Source organism: uncultured Shimia sp. (genome assembly GCF_913054185.1).
Lineage (GTDB): Bacteria > Pseudomonadota > Alphaproteobacteria > Rhodobacterales > Rhodobacteraceae > Shimia.
In genome coordinates this window covers 26,255-42,239 of sequence record NZ_CAJXIV010000026.1, presented here as the reverse complement: position 1 = coordinate 42,239, position 15,985 = coordinate 26,255, and the positions used below count along the sequence as shown (strand labels likewise).

Sequence of the window (15,985 nt, the reverse complement as noted above, 5' to 3'; positions counted from 1 at the left end):
GTACCGGCCTGTCACGCCGGGGGTCGCGGGTTCGAGCCCCGTCAACCGCGCCACTTCTTCCTCCCCTAAACAGAGATGATGAATTGGTTCCGCGCATACTATCTTTGCGTGAAGTTTTCGCGGCACAAAAAACGCGCCCTGAGGGCGCGTTTTATGATTCTAAATGATTTCAATGTGTTAAGCGGAGAGTGCCGCAAGAATTCGGGCCCAGGACCGGGTGCCTTTGTGGAAACTCTCCACGTTGTATTTCTCGTTGGGGGAGTGGATTTGGTCGTCATCGCGTCCAAAGCCTATCAGCATCGAATCCATGTCCAGCATCTCTTTGAAGAAGCCCGCAATGGGGATGGAGCCACCGCAGCCAACATAGGCCGCAGGACGGGGCCATTCATCGCTGAGGGCGCCTCGTGCCTTTTCGAACGCAGGGTCTTCAATCGACATTTGTGAGGCCGCGGAGCCTTTCTCGGAGCGGTATTCGACGGTGAAACCTTCGGGTAGCCGGCTTTCCAGATGGGCCCGGAAACTGCTGCGAATTTTGTCCGGGTCTTGCTGGCCAACCAAGCGAAACGAGAGTTTTGCCGAAGCTTGGGAGGGGAGCACAGTCTTAAAACCGTCACCGGTGTAACCACCCCAGATTCCGTTTACGTCACACGTCGGGCGCGACCAGATTTGCTCCAGCGGGGTGCGGTCTTGTTCCCCTGCGGGGGATTGCAGGCCCACGTCGCCGAGGTACGTGCCGTGATCAAAGTTGAGACCCTGCCATTGCGCACGGATGTCGTCAGGCAGTTCCGGTACGTCGTCATAGAAGCCATCCAAGGTAACGGCGCCGGTGTCATCATGCAAATCAGCCAGGATGTTGCTGAGTACGCGGATCGGGTTCATGGCGATGCCGCCATACATGCCAGAGTGCAGGTCGCGGCTGGGGCCGGTGATTGTGAAATCTTCGGCCAGCAGGCCGCGTAACATGGTGGTGATCGCGGGCACGGCGCTTTCAAATAGGCCGGTGTCGCAGATCAGCGCAATGTCGCAGCTCAGCTCCTCGGCGTTTTCCTTCAGGAAGGGCACAAGGCTTGGGGAGCCGGATTCTTCTTCGCCTTCAAACAGGAATGTGATTTTGCACGGCAGGTTGCCATGTTCGGACTTCCAAGCGCGGCAGGCTTCGACAAAGGTCATCAACTGACCTTTGTCGTCTGAAGATCCGCGGGCGCGGATCACTTGGCCAGCGTCGGTGTCTTCGAGGGCCGGGTCAAACGGATCGCGGTCCCAGAGTTCCAGCGGATCAACCGGCTGAACATCATAGTGTCCGTAAAACAGAACATGGGGTCCGGGGCCGTCCACATGGCCAACAACCATGGGGTGGCCGGTGGTGGGGCGTTTTTGTGCATCAATGCCAAGGCTTTGCAGTTCTGTCACCAGCCAATCGGCGGCAGCGTCTACATCGGTGTCAAATGCCGGGTCGGTGGAAATGGACTTGATGCGCAACAAATCAAATAGGCGCTCCAGCGCCTCTGGCATGTTTTGGTCAATGCGGGCGAGAACAGGGTCTAGCGTCATGAAAGCCTCCTTCGGGTGCGACGATTTGCAGGGACCGTATCACCGCAAATCACACTGTCCAGACTCGCTCTTTCACAGTTTGATCGATATCAATGTGAGAAAGATGTATCATTTGGTAGCCATTGCTGAAAGCGCGACAGATGATTAAAAGAGCGCCAACGCCCAGATGGGGTGTTGGAACGCCAGGTCGCCCGGACCGGGAAGAAGGAAAAGCCACTGTGGATTACACTGCGAAGCTAGATACCGCACTCAATCGTTTGCACGACGAGGGGCGTTATCGCACGTTCATTGATATTGAGCGTAAGCAAGGCCATTTCCCACACGCGACTTGGACCCGCCCGGACGGTGAAGAGCAACCCATTACCGTTTGGTGTGGCAACGACTACCTTGGCATGGGGCAACATCCAGTTGTGCTTGAGGCGATGCACGAAGCGGTGGATGCAACGGGTGCAGGCTCTGGCGGGACGCGCAATATCTCTGGCACGACGGTGTATCACAAGCGTCTGGAGGCCGAGATTGCCGACCTGCACGGCAAAGAATCAGCCCTGCTTTTCACCAGCGCCTACATCGCAAATGATGCAACTTTAAGTACTTTGCCAAAACTGTTCCCCGGTTTGATCATCTATTCGGACGCCTTGAACCACGCGTCGATGATCGAAGGTGTGCGACGCAACGGCGGGGCGAAGCGTATTTTTAAGCACAATGATGTGGCGCATCTGCGTGCGCTTTTGGAAGCGGATGATCCAGCTGCGCCAAAGCTGATTGCATTTGAATCTGTCTACTCGATGGACGGTGATTTTGGCCCGATCGAAGCGCTCTGCGATTTGGCTGACGAGTTTGGCGCGCTGACCTATATCGATGAGGTGCACGCGGTGGGCATGTATGGCCCGCGCGGTGGTGGCGTGACCGAGCGTGACAATCTTGCGCGTCGCATCGACATCATCAATGGCACCTTGGCCAAAGCCTATGGCGTGATGGGGGGATACATCGCGGCGTCGGAAAAAATGTGTGATGCAGTAAGGTCTTATGCGCCAGGCTTCATCTTTACCACCTCGCTGCCGCCGGCGATCGCTGCCGGGGCCGCGGCCTCTGTTGCGCACCTGAAAAATGATCAAGAGCTGCGCGAGACACATCAAACTCAGGCGCAGATTTTGAAAATGCGGTTGAAAGGAATGGGCCTGCCAATCATCGATCATGGCAGCCATATTGTGCCGGTGATTGTTGGTAATCCTGTGCATACAAAAGTGCTGTCTGATCATCTGCTGGAAGACTACGGAATTTATGTTCAGCCGATCAATTTCCCTACGGTGCCACGTGGCACTGAGCGGCTGCGCTTCACGCCGTCGCCGGTGCATGGTCCCAAGGAAATTGATGCCCTTGTGAGCGCGATGGACGCCCTTTGGAGCCACTGTGCGCTGAATCGTGCCGATATGGCGGGGTAAGATGACTTCTTAGTGTAGAAACCCTTGTTTGTGTTATATTCATACCTAACAAGGGGATCGGTTCGAATCGGGGACTTTCAGGACCGGCGATGCAATAAGAGGCCAGTGGGATGATCGGGCGCAGATTCAAGCGCAATACCGAAGCGGTAGACGAAGGCCCGAAAGGGTACGACGATTTTGACGTGCAACTTGGCGACATGATGCGCGGCGAACGAGCGACTTTGGGGAAGTCGCTCTTGGATGTGCAGCGCGAGTTGCGAATCCGCGCAAGTTATGTGGCTGCAATTGAGAATTGCGACCCGTCGGCGTTTGAAACTCCAGGATTTATTGCAGGTTATGTGCGGTCGTACGCGCGTTACCTTGGCATGGACCCGGAACAGACGTTCAGCCTGTTCTGTGCGGAGAGTGGGTTTACCACGGCGCACGGTATGTCGGCGGAGGCGTCTGGCGTCCGCAAGACTGAGACTGTTGCGCCTGCCATGACCGGGCATGACCCGTTCTCTTCCTCCAACACGCCGTTTACACCGATGCAGGAATCGCTGTTGTCTCGGGTAGAGATGCGAGCAGTGGGCTCCTCTCTGGTGCTGGTCGCACTGATTGCAGGTATCGGCTACGGCGGTTGGTCAGTTCTGAATGAAATTCAACGAGTTACCCTGGCTCCGGTGGAGCAGTCTCCGGTGGTGTTGAGTGATCTCGATCCTCTGGATGGGGCAGGGCGTGCACCTGTTGCGACGTCAGAGACTGAAGCAACAACTGGTGTGGCCACGGCAGGAGCGGGTGTGTTTGCCCCCTCTGATGCGTTGGACCGTTTGTATCGCCCACAGGCGCTGGATGTGCCTGTACTGGTGGCGCGGGATGCACCTATTTCGCAGCTGAACCCAAACAATGTTGGGGTGTTTACGCCTGAACTTCCCGCAGCCGTAGCAATGACTTTGCCTGTGGCGGATACGTTGCCGGTGCCAAAGGTGGTTGAGGATGATGCGCCTGAGCTGGTCCTCATGGCGGTGCGTCCTGCTTGGGTGCGAGTGCGTGCGGCGGATGGCTCTGTTTTGTTTGAGAAAATCCTCGATGCGGGTGAAGAGTATGTCCTTCCAGCCACGGAAGAGCCGCCAACTCTGCGGGCTGGCATGTCGGGCTCTGTATACTTCAAGGTGAACGGTGAGTTGTACGGACCGGCAGGCGAAGGCACGGGTACGGTGCGCAATCTTGCGCTGGCCACTGATACCCTGAAAGAGAGCTTTGCGGTGGCGGATTTGAGCGATGATCCGGAATTGGCAAAGATAGTGGCCTTGGCCGCGGCGCAGAATGTGGTGATTTCGGGCGAGTGACCCGGCTCAAATATCTATAAGAATTCAACCAGTTAAGAGAGCGCCCTTGGGGCGCTCTTTGTCTGTGCGCCATCGCGCATTGCCCCTTTTCCCGTAAGGGAATAGACAGACACCAAACCCATCCCTGCTGTGGCGAAAGGCCTTGATATGTCGATGAATCACATCCGCCCTTGGCGCAATATCGAGCGCCGCAAATCCCGTCAGATCATGGTGGGCAATGTGCCAGTGGGGGGCGATGCGCCAATCGCGGTTCAAACCATGACCAACACCGACAGCGGCGACGTGAAAGCGACGCTGGGTCAGGTGATGGCGGCGGCGGAGGCTGGGGCCGACATCGTTCGTATTTCCGCGCCAGACGTCGCGGCGACTAAGGCGCTGAAAGAAATCACAAAAGAGAGCCCGGTTCCGATCGTGGCGGACATCCATTTCCACTACAAACGCGCGATTGAAGCGGCGGAGGCCGGGGCGGCTTGTTTGCGGATCAACCCGGGCAATATCGGGGATGAGAAGCGGGTCAAAGAAGTGATCAAGGCGGCCAAGGATCATGGCTGCTCGATCCGCATTGGGGTGAACGGTGGAAGCCTGGAAAAACACCTGCTCGACAAATACGGTGAGCCCTGTCCCGACGCGATGGTGGAGAGCGGCCTCGACCACATTAAGATACTGCAAGATAACGATTTTCACGAGTTCAAGATTTCGGTGAAAGCCAGCGATGTCTTCATGTCTGCAGCCGCCTATCAGATCCTGGCGGATGCCACAGATGCGCCGATTCACCTGGGCATCACAGAAGCGGGCGGCTTTGTCAGCGGGACCATCAAGTCCGCAATTGGGCTTGGCCAGCTGTTGTGGATGGGCATTGGCGACACGCTGCGTGTCAGCCTGAGTGCCGATCCCGTGGAAGAGGTGAAGGTTGGATTTGAAATCCTCAAAAGCCTTGGATTGCGTCACCGTGGCGTGAATATCATCAGCTGCCCAAGCTGCGCACGGCAGGGGTTTGACGTGATTAAGACCGTGGAAACATTGGAAAATCGCCTTGCACATATCCATACGCCTTTGAGCCTTTCGATCATTGGCTGCGTGGTGAATGGGCCGGGTGAAGCACTGATGACGGACGTTGGTTTCACCGGTGGTGGGGCTGGCTCTGGCATGGTTTATTTGGCTGGGAAGCAAAGCCACAAGATGTCCAATGAAGCGATGGTCGAGCACATCGTTGAGGAAGTGGAAAAGAAGGCGGCAGCGATCCAGGTTGCGGAGGCCGCTGACGCGGCGGAGTAATTCTAGGCCACTATCTTTCCAAAGGTTAACGGCACAAAGCTGACGTGGATTCGCACGTCGGTATTGTGTCTGCATAACGACTGTTTTGCGCAGGTGCGAATTTTTGGAATTCGCGCTTTACGCTAGCGGGCGTTGCGCAACGGGCGCTGCAACGCAAAACACCGCAACGGCGGGCGCTGCGGTGTTAAACTGTCGAGTTGGTGGCTGGATTAGCCGCGCTTGTCTTTCACAATTGCTTGCATGCCTTGCAGAGGCACATAGCCGCGCACCATTTCGTCATGGAAGACAAAGCTGGGCGTGCCGGTGATGTTCAGGTCGCGGGCGAGGCCGCGCGTGGTGAAAATCTCTTTGTCGACTTCTGGCGCGTCCATGTGTCCGAGGATCATGTCCGCATCAAAATCCAAACCTGTGGCCAGCTTGCGTAGGGACTTTTCGTTTACGTCACCGCGCATTTTGATCAGGGTGTTGGCTGCCAGTTTGTAAGCCTCATCGCCAAGCTTTTGTTTTACAGAAATGGCAAAACGGGAGCTGAGATCGCTGGCTTCGCCAAGGATGGGGTACTCTTTGACAATGAAGCGGATGTTGCCGTCACTTTTGACCAGCTCCGCAACCTCATCATGGGCTTTGCGGCAGTAACCACAGCGGTAGTCGACAAATTCGACAATGGTGATGTCACCCTCAAGGTTGCCGCCGACGTAGCTGTAACCGTCATCAAACAGACGATCCGCGTTGGCAGTCACCAGATCAATGTCGGCCGTGGCCTGCGCTGCGGCGTTGCGCTCTTCCAGCACAGCAACAGCTTCCATGATCACTTCTGGGTTTTCCAGAAGATAGGCGCGGACTTCGGAGCGGAACGTTTCGCGATCTGCAACAAATGCAGGTGCGCCCTGAGAGGATTTGGCTGAGTCCTCGTAGGCCGGTTTTGCCGGGGGGGCTTGATCCACATTGTATGCGGTGATCAATCCAATGGGCACGGCGACCGCCAAAATACCTGCGAATAGATTTCTATTCATACTTATCTCCATTACTTTTTGTCTTTGCGGCGCTTGGCAGCGCGTGCGATGTCGTCTGCCCGACGGTAGGCACTGGAGCCTTGCGGCAAGCGGGCCATGGCCCGACGGGCGTGGATTTCTGCGTCGTCCAATCGATTGGCGAGGGCGTGGCGTTCGGCGGCCAGAAGCGAGGCCATGCCGTGTTGGCCGGTTTGGGCATAAGCGGAGCCGAGATCACGCAACACGCGGGCATCGCGGAAATCTCGGGCGCGGGCGGCCTCTAGGTATTGAAGCGCTTCCTTTGGTTGATTCACGGTCAAGAGGGCGCGGCCCAGGCCGCCAAGGATCAGCGCGTTGGACGGTGCGAGGTCAGATGCCTTTTTATAAGCCTTTACGGCGTTTTGGAATTGGCGGCTTTCCAGTAGGATTTGGCCTTTGAGCTCGTAATAATAAGGGTCGTTGGGACGGGTTTCGAGGGCCTGATTGATGTGGGAGACCGCTTTGGCGGCGTTTTGCTGACGGTGGTAAGCCACGGCCAGGCGCATGTGGCGCACGTCTTCAGCTTTGCTTTCTTTGTACCGAGCCAGGGTCCATTTGGTGGGGCGGAGGAAAGCAGTGGTTTTGCCGCGGGCGCGATCATACCAGTAATCCAGCTCCGGTTGCGGTTTTGCGGTACCTGCATAGCCGGTGACAAAGCCTTCCGCTGCGCGCAGGCGATCTCGGGTCAACGGATGGGAGCGCATGTAGGGGTCTTGGCGCGAAGAGGCCAGCAACTCTTGCCCTTCAAACAGGCGGTGCACCTCCAATGTGCCAGACGGGTCGATACCGGCGCTGGCCAGGTAGCGGATGCCGGATTGGTCGGCGGAGGATTCCTCAGCCCGGGTGTGGGCGAAAAATTGTCGCAGGGCAGAGCTTTGCGTGCCAAACGCCAGCGCGGCCCCAACGTCACCGCGCCCTGAGGCTGCGGCAGCTGCCAAGCCAAGCGCAAGGCCAAGACCTGCGGTGGTGCGGGCCGAATCAAGGTTGGCCATGCGCCGCGCGATATGACCGTTGGCGATGTGGGCGGCTTCGTGGGCGATAACAGATTGCAGCATCTCGGGCGTGTTCATGCGCATGATCATGCCGGAGTTGATAAAAATATGGCCGTGATCAAGCACAAAGGCGTTCAATCGTTGGTCGTCCACCATCAGGATTTTGATGTTGTCACCAAGGCCAGCCGCATACAACACAGGCGCTGCCATACGTTGCAGGGCATGTTCGATGTCCGGATCGCGCAGCAGAGACACGGCGTGAGCGGCGGTTGAGGGCATCACAAGCGCAAGCGCCGTCAGCAGCGTGACGACGCGGGCGCGCAAAGCGGTGATTGACGGCGCCGTCATTTCGCGGTGAAACCTCATGGGCGACAATAGGAACGAAATTGATGCGGACTTCAAGGCGTGGGGCGGTTGATCCCTTTATTGTGATGGATGTGATGGAGGCGGCGCGTCAGGCCGAGGCAGACGGGCGCCATATCATCCATATGGAAGTGGGCCAGCCGGGCACGGCAGCCCCCGAAGGGGCGCGCACCGCGCTGACCAAGGCGATGGCGGATGACGCCATGGGATACACTGTTGCTTTGGGCCTGCCCGCGCTGCGGTCGCGGATCGCACAGCTTTATGGGGAATGGTACAATGTGGACCTTGATCCGAGCCGGGTGATTGTCACGCCGGGTTCGTCAGGCGCGTTTTTGCTGGCGTTTTCGGCGCTGTTTGATGCAGGTGAACGGGTGGCAATTGGCGCTCCGGGCTATCCCAGCTATCGGCAGATCCTGAAGGCGTTGAGTTTGCAGCCGCTGGATGTGCAGACCGCGCCAGAGAACCGGTTGCAGCCGGTGCCGGATGATCTGCGCAGCTTGGACTTTGAAGGGTTGATGGTGGCGTCACCAGCCAACCCGACCGGGACGATGTTGGACAGTGGGGCGATGGGTGCGTTGATTGACCTGTGTCGTGAGAAAGACGCGGCCTTTATCAGCGACGAGATTTATCACGGCATTGAATATGAGGCCAAGGCGGTCACGGCGCTGGAGTTGACGGACGACTGTTACGTGATCAACAGCTTCTCCAAATACTTCAGCATGACCGGCTGGCGCGTGGGCTGGATGGTGGTGCCAGAAGACCACGTGCGCAAGATCGAGCGCTTGGCGCAGAACATGTTCATTTGTGCGTCTCATCCGAGCCAGGTGGCGGCTTTGGCTGCGATGGATTGTCCCAAAGAGCTGGAGGCCAATATGGTGGTGTATCGCGCCAATCGGGCCTTGATGGCGGAAGGCTTGCCCAAGGCGGGCTTCACCAAATTTGCCCCGCCGGATGGGGCGTTTTATTTCTATGTGGACGTGAGCGCCTTTACCCAGGACAGCGTGGCCTTTGCCCGCGAGATTTTGGACGAAGCCGGCGTGGCGGTGACGCCGGGGTTGGACTTTGATCCGGTGCGCGGGCATCAGACCTTGCGGTTTTCTTATGCGCGCAGCACGGCAGATATTGAAGAAGGTCTGGCGCGACTGAAGGTGTTTATGGCCGCGCGTGGGTTTGTGTGACGTTTGACGGTGCGGGGGCGTTGCCCCCGTCGCCAATTGGCGACTCCCCCAAGGTATTTTGCGAAAGAGAAAGCGCGGCGTGGTGATGGGCGGCGTGCTGATGTAACGTGTGGCCAAAGAAGACGCGCAACAGCGGGCAGGGCGGCAGCATGAGCAGAGTGTTTTGGGCTTTTATTGTGATGGTTTTGGCCGGAGCGGCCTCGGCGCAGGAGCGGGAATTTTCGGCGCTGGCGCGGCTGGACAAAGCGGAGAGTGGTCTGTCTGAGGGCTGGCGTGGGGCGGCGGAGTTGACGTTGAGCTTGAGCCAAGGCGTGCCGTGGCGGGTGTTTACGTTGGATGAGCCGCGCCGGGTGGTGCTGGATTTCAAAGAGATTGACTGGGAAGATCTGACAGCGGACGCGCTTGGCGCGGTGGACGGTGTGGAGGCGGTGCGGTTTGGGGCGTATCGGCCAGGTTGGAGCCGTATGGTGCTGGACCTGGCGCGACCCTTTGCGGTGGAAAGCGCGGGCATGACCGTGACCGAAGCCACGGGGCAAGCGCAGTTGAAGCTGGTGTTGGTCCAAAGTGACACGCTGGCGTTTGCCAGGGCGGCAGGCGCGCCACATGATCCGCGCTGGGATTTGCCGGAGCCTGCGGACACAACCGCGGTGGCGCGGGAGGCGCGGCCGGACTGGGCGCCCACTGTGGTGGTGATTGACCCAGGCCATGGTGGCATTGATCCGGGGGCGGAGCGGGGCGACGCGCAGGAGAAAGACCTGATGCTGCTGTTTGCCCGCGAACTGCGCGATGTGCTGCGGCGCGCGGGCGGCTTTGAGGTGGTGCTAACCCGGGATGAAGATGCGTTTGTCTCATTGGAGGGCCGGGTGGCGATTGCCCATCAGGCGCAGGCGGATGTGTTTATTTCGTTACATGCGGACAGTTTGAGCCAGGGCAATGCCAAAGGCGCGACCATATACACGCTGTCGGAAGAGGCCAGTGATACCGCCTCAGCCTTGTTGGCAGAGCGCCATGATCGGGCGGATATTCTGTCCGGTGTGGACTTGTCGGGCACAGATGACGAAGTGACCGATGTGTTGCTGGACCTGGCGCGGCTAGAGACCGAACCCCGCACGATGATGTTGGCAGAAACTTTGGTGGGGGCGCTCAAGAAAACCACGGTGAGGTTAAACCGGAAGCCGTTGAGAACTGGCGGGTTTTCTGTGTTGAAAGCGGCGGATGTGCCGTCGGTTCTGGTGGAGCTTGGGTTTATGTCGAGCCAGCAAGACTTGGCCAATTTGCAGGACGCGGGCTGGCGGGCAGCCATGGCGGCGGGGTTGCGCGACGGGCTGTTGGCTTGGGTTGTGGAAGACAAGGCGGCACGCGCGTTAGTCCGGCAATAGGCTAGGTCCGTAGGCGGAGCCTCGCCAGTTTCTCGTCGCGGGCGGGAAACCGCTTTCCTTTGATCGTGAGAGTTTGTCGAGTGGGCCCAAATACTTGGGCACATAAGGCGGACAGGATGCAGGACACTGAGGCGTTTCACGGGGCCAAGCTGGCGCTTTTGACGGGGGATCGGCTGGTCTCAATCCTGCGCGACCCGGACCCTGAAATTCCTTATCCGGATATGTGGGATTTGCCCGGCGGTGGCCGCGAAGGCACGGAGAGCCCTGAGGCTTGTGTGTTGCGGGAACTAAAAGAAGAGCTGTCGCTTTCGCTGAGTGAGGCAGATCTGCTCTGGAAACGGCAGTATATCTCTGATCTCGATGGAGACTCCACAACTTGGTTCTTTGTCGCGGAGCTGCCGGATTTGGACATCAACCGCATTCGTCTTGGCGATGAGGGGCAGGCCTGGCGGATGTGGGATGTGGCGCGGTTTTTGCGGATGAGCAATGTGGTGCCGATGATGCAGGACCGGCTGGCGGACTATATGACAGAACGGGTGGTTGCTTAGGTGGCAAATAGTCTGGCACAGGGGACACAAATGGGACATAAATTGACACATTAGGTCGTACCTCTTCATGGACACAACTCATGAGGAACAACACATGTCCAACACACATACAGCTGACCTGACGCTTTACTTTGCCCCACGCACCCGCTCTTTTGCAGCGCTTTGGTTGCTGGAAGAATTGGGCGCACCGTTTCAGCTTGAGAGCTTTGATTTTGCCACCGGACGCCACAAGCAGGCGGATTATCTGGCGTTGAACCCGATGGGGAAAGTGCCTTTGGTGATGGATGGTGAGACAGCTGTGCCTGAAATTGGCGCGATGGCGATTTATCTGGCGGATCGGTATGGCACGGGCGGGTTTGCACCGGCGCTAACGGAGGACACGCGGGCGGCGTATTTGCGGTGGATGTTCTTTGCCAGCGCCATCATGGAGCCGGCTTTCGCGCAAAAACTGTTTGCCTGGGAGGTCTCGCCAGCAACCGTGGCCTGGGGCTCGTTTGAGCAGATGATGGACGTGTTGGCTGACGGTTTGGCTGATGGGCCGTGGCTGTTGGGGGAGACGTTTACGGCGGCGGATGTGGTTGTCGGAAACAATCTGGTCTTTGGTCAGATGATTGGCATCATTCCGCAGGACGGGCCGATTGGAGAGTATCTTGCACGACTAAAAACGCGGGAGGCGTTTCAGCGGGCTGAGGCGATTGAGGTGCGGGAAGGGGAGCGATTCCCGGTGGCTGCTGAGTAGGACGAGTAGAGTTTTGGGGAGGGTCTGTATCTTTGGGGAGATCAGGCCCTCCCTTGATTCTCATTGAGGTTGCAGATTGGGATTGGGACGTTAAACATCGATGTGTTTGGTGAAGTCACTGATGGTAATCGCTAAATGACAATTTTTGAGGCGTTCCGCGTGACCACACATAACAAAACAACATTTATTCTTGCGGTTTGCGTTGCCTCACTGGGAGCAGTGCCGGGATATGCTGCCTCCAATTGTACAAATCGCGGCAATCAATGCACCCGTGTTATTGGATGCATTCTTGGCACGCCAAACGAATTGTTCTTTGGCGAGGTTCATGGCGTTGAAAATGGCAGGTTCGCGGCGCAGACAAACTTGGGTGTCACCTGCAGCGGAACATTCAAACGAACGATGTTTGGCGCGGCAAAGGTCACGGTGGGCTGTGATGACGGCCGCACGGGGCGTGCCCGATTTGGCTATTATCACAAACATACTGGTACAGGGCGCGGCAAAGGAAAGATGTCGGATGGTGACGAGATTGTCTTCTGGGCCGGGGATCAGTTGCCAAGCTATCTTTTGAACCTGAAAAAGAGTCGATTTGACGAATTGATCCTCTGCGCCAAAGAGGCTTTGGAACATTCAGGCGATCTCAAGGTGAAGTAACAATTGCGCAGTGTTGGTCTTGGAGAGATCAACCAGGTGAGAACCAGACGTCACATATGATGATTTCTGGCAAAACCACGCGCAAGCACCTGCAATCGCAGCAAGGTGTTTTGACCCCGCCCAAGGGCCTCTGTATAGAGGGGCTTTGAGACGGACTTCAGAAGGCCTCCAGCGTGATACGATTCATCCTTTCGTTCTTCGGCACCATTTTCACCTTTGTGACCATGGGCATTGCCGTTGTGGCGCTCTCTATTGGGGCGGTGTTCTGGATTTATGGTCAGGAGCTGCCCAGCCATGAGAGCCTGGCGCAGTATAAGCCGCCAACCATCAGCCGGATTTACTCGGGTGAGGGGCACATCATTGATGAGTTTGCCAAAGAGCGACGTTTGTTTGTGCCAGCGGATGAAATCCCGGATCTGGTGAAAGAGGCGTTTATCTCGGCGGAAGACAAAAACTTCTATACCCACTCCGGCTATGATGCGCGCGGTATCGCGGCGGCGGCCGTGGAAGCGGTGCAGTCACGGGGCTCCAACGTGCGTGGGGCCTCGACGATCACGCAGCAGGTGATGAAGAACTTCCTGCTGTCCGGTGACCGGAAAATTGAGCGGAAAATCAAAGAGATCATCCTGGCCACTCGGGTCGAGGACACGCTGTCCAAAGATCAGATCCTTGAGCTTTATATGAATGAGATTTTCCTCGGCCAGAACTCATATGGTGTGGCGGCTGCGGCGCAGACTTATTTCAACAAGACGTTGGAAGAGCTGGCACCGCATGAGGCGGCAACTTTGGCGTCGATGCCCAAAGCGCCGGGCAAGTTTCATCCAGTGCGCAACAAAGAGCGCGTGAAGGCACGGCGTGACTTTGTGTTGAAAGAGATGGCTGAGAACGGTGTGATCACGCGGGCGGTGTATGAGAGTGAAAAAGCGTTGCCGCTGAAGTCTGTTCAGAACGGTGACTATGAGAGTTACCGCACCACCCGGCCGCCTCGGGATTACTTCACAGATGAAATTCGGCGTCAGCTGAGCCGTGACTTTGGCGAAGAGGAATTCTTCTCTGGCGGTATGGCTGTGCGCTCTACGGAAGATCCGGAAATGCAGGATGTGGCGGCAAAGGCCCTGCGTCGGGCGTTGGAAAAATATGACCGCTCGCGCGGTGTGTGGCGTGGCACCGGCGAGGCGCTGCCAGAAGAGGTTCTGGCGGACGAGGCGACCTGGCGTGAGGCGTTGGCAAATGTGTTGATCCCACGGGATGTGGATCTTGAAGGCCAGTGGCATCCGGCAGTCGTGCTGGAGGTTGGTAAGAACGACGCACGCGTTGGCATTGAAGGTGTGGATGAGGACGCGGACGGCCACTGGATTCCCGCCAAAGATGCGCAGTGGGCCCGCAAGCGGCGTGAAGACGGCTCGCTGGCCAGCAAAGCCAAAGTGGCCGGGGATCTGGTCTCCAAAGGCGACGTGGTGCTGGTGCGGGCGATGACCAAAGACAGCGACGGCAGCTTTGTGCGCTGGACGTTGCGGCAGGTGCCAGAGGTGCAGGGTGGCTTTATGGCGATGGACGTGAACAACGGCCGCGTGATCGCGATGCAGGGTGGCTTCAGCTATCAGGACACGGTGTTCAACCGTGCGACACAGGCGAAACGTCAACCCGGTTCCAGCTTTAAGCCGTTTGTGTATGCGTCGGCGCTGGACAGTGGTTATAGCCCTGCGACCATCGTGATTGACGCCCCGATTGAGATCAACACCCCCCAAGGTGTGTGGCGCCCAAAAAACTCGACCAATAAATTCTATGGCCCAACTCCGCTGCGGACCGGCATTGAGATGAGCCGGAACCTGATGACCATTCGATTGGCGCAGGAAGTTGGGATGGAAACCGTGGCGCGTTATGCGGAGCGGTTTGGGGTTTATGACAACATGGGCGCGTTCCTTGCGAACTCGCTGGGTGCTGATGAAACCACGCTGTATCAGATGGTTGCGGCTTATGCGATGTTTGCCAACGGCGGTGAGCGTGTTGAGCCTACCCTGGTGGACCGTGTGCAAGACCGGTACGGCAAGACGATCTATCGCCATGATCAGCGTGAGTGCACCGATTGTTTGGACCCAAGTGTGCCGGAGAGCCGTGGACCGCGGATTGTCACCAACCGCGAGCGGGTGATGGATGCAATCACCGCCTATCAGCTGACTTCGATGATGCAGGGCGTTGTGACGCGCGGTACGGCGAGCAGCCAGATCAAGCTGCCGGTGCCCGTGGCAGGTAAAACCGGGACCACCAACGAGGCCAAAGATGTGTGGTTTGTTGGGTTTACCAGCAACATCGTGGCCGGCTGCTACATTGGTCATGATCGGCCACGTCCATTGGGACGGGGCACCTATGGCGGCACCACCTGTGGTCCGGTGTTTCAGGAATTCATGGAAGAGGCGATCAAGAAGTATGGCGGCGGGAAATTCCGCGTGCCGCCGGGTGGCCACTTCATCAAAATTGACCGCTACACCGGCGCCCGTCTGGGCAATGATGCCAGCGGGGCCAGTGTGGTGGCGGAGTACTTCCGCGACGGCGAAGAACCAATCTTTGGTATCGCCTATGATGGTGGTTTTGCGATGGGATCCAATCTGCCATTGGTCGAAGAAGTGCAATCGGCTGGTCGTCAGGTGACCACGTCCTCTGGCGGGACCGGGGTTGTCGGTCCGAAGGCGGACTTTGGCACTGTGAGCTCGGGTGGGTTGTATTGAGGTAGGCTAGCTACTTTAAAGGTAAGATTTTGAACGGAGGCCTCAGGGGTCTCCGTTTTTTGTTGTGCAGATTGTCGCATCTGCGGGATGGGGGAAATCGATTAACGGAGGCGAAACCCTTGGCTTTTATGCAGGCGCAGCATTTTGCATCCTAACAAGGACTCCTCCAATGAAACGTACCGTAATTGCCGTTGTGGCCACGCTGACCGCGACGCCTGTTGTGGCCAATGAATATGAACCTGCCATGGCAGCGTTCCTTGAAAACAATATCCGCACCTGGGCGCAGGACCCGGTTCTGGTGTCTGCCATCAAAGCGCAGAACAAAACCACGGCGGCGTATGACCAGGCGACCATCGATCAGATGGACTCCACTTGGCGTGCCGAAGTGGGGGCCGCCAGCACCCCAACCATCACCCCAGTGATCGAAAACCCTGCGGCGGACTTTCTGCGCACGCAAGTTGAGAAATCCGCCGGTCAGATCACCGAGATCGCACTGATGGATTCCGTTGGCCTGAACGTGGCGCTGTCCGGTGTGAACTCTGATATGTGGCAAGGGGATGAGGCCAAACACCAGCAAACCTACAGCGTTGGGCCAGACGCCTATCACTTTAGTGAAGTTGAGTTGGACGACTCGACCCGGACCTATCAAGTGCAGATTTCGATGACCATTGTCGATCCGGACACCGGTGCTGGCATTGGCGCGATCACCGTAGGTGTGGACGCAGAAACCCTCGAATAACTTTGATGCGGTCCCTATGTGGGATCGCTCTCTTTTCAGGAGC

General features: G+C 57.6%; 13 protein-coding genes. 9 read left to right on the top strand and 4 right to left on the bottom strand.

Annotated elements, in window-relative coordinates; translation table 11 throughout:
* Positions 1-177: 177 nt before the first annotated feature.
* Complete coding sequence (locus tag QZ517_RS07860) at positions 178-1,551, bottom strand: M20/M25/M40 family metallo-hydrolase (protein WP_294224748.1); 1,374 nt, start codon at positions 1,549-1,551, stop codon at positions 178-180.
* A 218-nt stretch (positions 1,552-1,769) separates the two neighbouring features.
* Between QZ517_RS07860 and hemA the strand changes: the two genes are divergently transcribed.
* The 3 genes from hemA to ispG all read left to right on the top strand — a co-directional run bounded on the left by hemA (position 1,770) and on the right by ispG (position 5,596).
* The gene (hemA, locus tag QZ517_RS07855) at positions 1,770-2,993 is read left to right on the top strand and encodes a 5-aminolevulinate synthase (protein ID WP_294224745.1); all 1,224 of its coding nucleotides are present in this window, start codon (positions 1,770-1,772) and stop codon (positions 2,991-2,993) included.
* Between the two features lie 110 nt (positions 2,994-3,103).
* On the top strand, positions 3,104-4,321 hold the full coding sequence (locus QZ517_RS07850) for a helix-turn-helix domain-containing protein (protein WP_294224742.1): 1,218 nt from the start codon (positions 3,104-3,106) through the stop codon (positions 4,319-4,321).
* Between the two features lie 147 nt (positions 4,322-4,468).
* Positions 4,469-5,596 (top strand): flavodoxin-dependent (E)-4-hydroxy-3-methylbut-2-enyl-diphosphate synthase, encoded by a 1,128-nt coding sequence (gene ispG / locus QZ517_RS07845; RefSeq protein ID WP_294224739.1) that lies wholly within the window; start codon positions 4,469-4,471, stop codon positions 5,594-5,596.
* A 209-nt stretch (positions 5,597-5,805) separates the two neighbouring features.
* On the opposite strand, the gene QZ517_RS07840 is transcribed toward ispG, so the two are convergent.
* Together QZ517_RS07840 and QZ517_RS07835 are read right to left on the bottom strand one after the other, a co-directional pair.
* Entirely contained in the window at positions 5,806-6,609 is an 804-nt protein-coding gene (locus QZ517_RS07840) for a DsbA family protein (protein WP_294224736.1), read from the bottom strand.
* A gap of 11 nt (positions 6,610-6,620) precedes the next feature.
* Positions 6,621-7,967: a M48 family metalloprotease gene (locus QZ517_RS07835; RefSeq protein ID WP_294224733.1), complete on the bottom strand. Its 1,347-nt coding sequence runs from the start codon at positions 7,965-7,967 to the stop codon at positions 6,621-6,623.
* 41 nt (positions 7,968-8,008) lie between these two features.
* On the opposite strand from QZ517_RS07835, the gene QZ517_RS07830 reads away from it, so the two are divergent.
* The 4 genes from QZ517_RS07830 to QZ517_RS07815 all read left to right on the top strand — a co-directional run bounded on the left by QZ517_RS07830 (position 8,009) and on the right by QZ517_RS07815 (position 11,826).
* Complete coding sequence (locus tag QZ517_RS07830) at positions 8,009-9,160, top strand: aminotransferase class I/II-fold pyridoxal phosphate-dependent enzyme (RefSeq protein WP_294224731.1); 1,152 nt, start codon at positions 8,009-8,011, stop codon at positions 9,158-9,160.
* Between the two features lie 149 nt (positions 9,161-9,309).
* Complete coding sequence (locus tag QZ517_RS07825; RefSeq protein ID WP_294224728.1) at positions 9,310-10,539, top strand: N-acetylmuramoyl-L-alanine amidase; 1,230 nt, start codon at positions 9,310-9,312, stop codon at positions 10,537-10,539.
* A 116-nt stretch (positions 10,540-10,655) separates the two neighbouring features.
* Positions 10,656-11,087 carry an NUDIX hydrolase gene (locus QZ517_RS07820; protein WP_294224725.1) on the top strand — a complete coding sequence of 144 codons (432 nt, stop codon included), beginning with the start codon at positions 10,656-10,658 and terminating at the stop codon, positions 11,085-11,087.
* A 94-nt stretch (positions 11,088-11,181) separates the two neighbouring features.
* Positions 11,182-11,826, top strand: a complete 645-nt coding sequence (locus tag QZ517_RS07815; RefSeq protein WP_294224722.1) for a glutathione S-transferase family protein — start codon at positions 11,182-11,184, stop codon at positions 11,824-11,826.
* A 207-nt stretch (positions 11,827-12,033) separates the two neighbouring features.
* Here QZ517_RS07815 and QZ517_RS07810 read toward each other — a convergent pair whose 3' ends face one another.
* A complete protein-coding gene (locus QZ517_RS07810; RefSeq protein WP_294224717.1) occupies positions 12,034-12,453 on the bottom strand; it encodes a hypothetical protein in 420 nt (139 codons plus the stop codon).
* Between the two features lie 197 nt (positions 12,454-12,650).
* Here QZ517_RS07810 and QZ517_RS07805 point away from each other — a divergent pair, with 197 nt between their 5' ends.
* Both QZ517_RS07805 and QZ517_RS07800 read left to right on the top strand, forming a co-directional pair.
* On the top strand, positions 12,651-15,203 hold the full coding sequence (locus QZ517_RS07805; RefSeq protein WP_294224714.1) for a penicillin-binding protein 1A: 2,553 nt from the start codon (positions 12,651-12,653) through the stop codon (positions 15,201-15,203).
* A 169-nt stretch (positions 15,204-15,372) separates the two neighbouring features.
* A complete protein-coding gene (locus tag QZ517_RS07800) occupies positions 15,373-15,942 on the top strand; it encodes a hypothetical protein (RefSeq protein WP_294224712.1) in 570 nt (189 codons plus the stop codon).
* Positions 15,943-15,985 lie beyond the last annotated feature (43 nt).

Excerpts from the sequence above, each read along its gene's own strand:
- QZ517_RS07810 (WP_294224717.1), bottom strand. The coding sequence starts at position 12,453 with ATGTTCCAAAGCCTCTTTGGCGCAGAGGATCAATTCGTCAAATCGACT.
- QZ517_RS07840 (WP_294224736.1), bottom strand. The coding sequence starts at position 6,609 with ATGAATAGAAATCTATTCGCAGGTATTTTGGCGGTCGCCGTGCCCATT.
- QZ517_RS07800 (WP_294224712.1), top strand. The coding sequence starts at position 15,373 with ATGAAACGTACCGTAATTGCCGTTGTGGCCACGCTGACCGCGACGCCT.
- ispG (WP_294224739.1), top strand. The coding sequence starts at position 4,469 with ATGTCGATGAATCACATCCGCCCTTGGCGCAATATCGAGCGCCGCAAA.
- QZ517_RS07850 (WP_294224742.1), top strand. The coding sequence starts at position 3,104 with ATGATCGGGCGCAGATTCAAGCGCAATACCGAAGCGGTAGACGAAGGC.
- QZ517_RS07815 (WP_294224722.1), top strand. The coding sequence starts at position 11,182 with ATGTCCAACACACATACAGCTGACCTGACGCTTTACTTTGCCCCACGC.
- QZ517_RS07830 (WP_294224731.1), top strand. The coding sequence starts at position 8,009 with ATGCGGACTTCAAGGCGTGGGGCGGTTGATCCCTTTATTGTGATGGAT.
- QZ517_RS07825 (WP_294224728.1), top strand. The coding sequence starts at position 9,310 with ATGAGCAGAGTGTTTTGGGCTTTTATTGTGATGGTTTTGGCCGGAGCG.
- QZ517_RS07835 (WP_294224733.1), bottom strand. The coding sequence starts at position 7,967 with ATGACGGCGCCGTCAATCACCGCTTTGCGCGCCCGCGTCGTCACGCTG.
- QZ517_RS07860 (WP_294224748.1), bottom strand. The coding sequence starts at position 1,551 with ATGACGCTAGACCCTGTTCTCGCCCGCATTGACCAAAACATGCCAGAG.
- QZ517_RS07820 (WP_294224725.1), top strand. The coding sequence starts at position 10,656 with ATGCAGGACACTGAGGCGTTTCACGGGGCCAAGCTGGCGCTTTTGACG.